We start from the raw sequence: 895 nt of genomic DNA, 5'->3' as shown, positions 1-895 counted from the left end.
TACCTCGACCGTGAACCTCACTGCGACCAGCACTGTGGCTGAAGGTGGGACCGTGGTTTACACCGCGTCCGTGACATCGCCTGTCACCGGTTCGCCGGTGATTGTCACTTTGTCCAATGGCCAGACCATCACCATTCCGGTCGGCTCGAGCAGCGGTTCTGTCGACTTCGTTGCGCCAAACGATGCACTGGCTGGTGGCAGCTCTCTGAGCGTCAAGATCGACGATGCCAAAGGTGGTAACTACGAGAAGCTGGAAGTCGACGGCAAGTCGGCCGACACCTCGGTCACTGACACTGCGGATACCACCAATCTGTCGCTGACCGCGACCGGCACCGTGGATGAAGGCGGCCAGATCACCTACACGGCAACTCTGACCAATGCGGCCGGCACACCAGTGACCGTCACGCTGAGCAATGGCGCCATCATCACCATCGAAGCGGGTAAAACTACTGGTTCCGTGACCGTCGATGCGCCGAAGGACGACGTCTACAAAGACACCGGCACCGTAGAAGCAACCATCAAGGATGCGACCGGCGGCAACTTCGAAAACCTGGTGGCTAGCGACACCCCGGCGGTGACCACCGTCAACGACACCATTGATACCAGCACCGTTTCGCTGAGTGCCACCGCGAATGTCGCCGAAGGCGAAACCGTGGTCTACACCGCGACGGTCAGCGCACCCGTCACAGGTGCGCCAGTGGTCGTCACCCTGTCCAACGGCCAGAGCATCACTATCCCGGTCGGCGAAACTACCGGCAGCGTGAACTTTGTCGCGCCAAACAGCCCGCTGGCGGGCGGCAGCTCCCTGAGCGTCAAGATTGACGGCGCAACGGGCGGTAATTACGAGAAGCTGGACGTCGACGGCAAGTCGGCGGATACCTCGGTGACCGACACC

At 61.1% G+C, this 895-nt stretch carries 1 protein-coding gene; it reads left to right on the top strand.

Annotated features, from left to right (window positions below):
• Positions 1 to 895, top strand: an 895-nt coding sequence (locus KVG95_RS29610; protein WP_217858961.1) for an immunoglobulin-like domain-containing protein, incomplete at both ends; no start/stop codon positions are given.

This window comes from Pseudomonas farris (genome assembly GCF_019145235.1).
GTDB classification, from domain to species: domain Bacteria; phylum Pseudomonadota; class Gammaproteobacteria; order Pseudomonadales; family Pseudomonadaceae; genus Aquipseudomonas; species Aquipseudomonas farris.
This window is presented reverse-complemented; position numbering and strand designations above follow the sequence as displayed.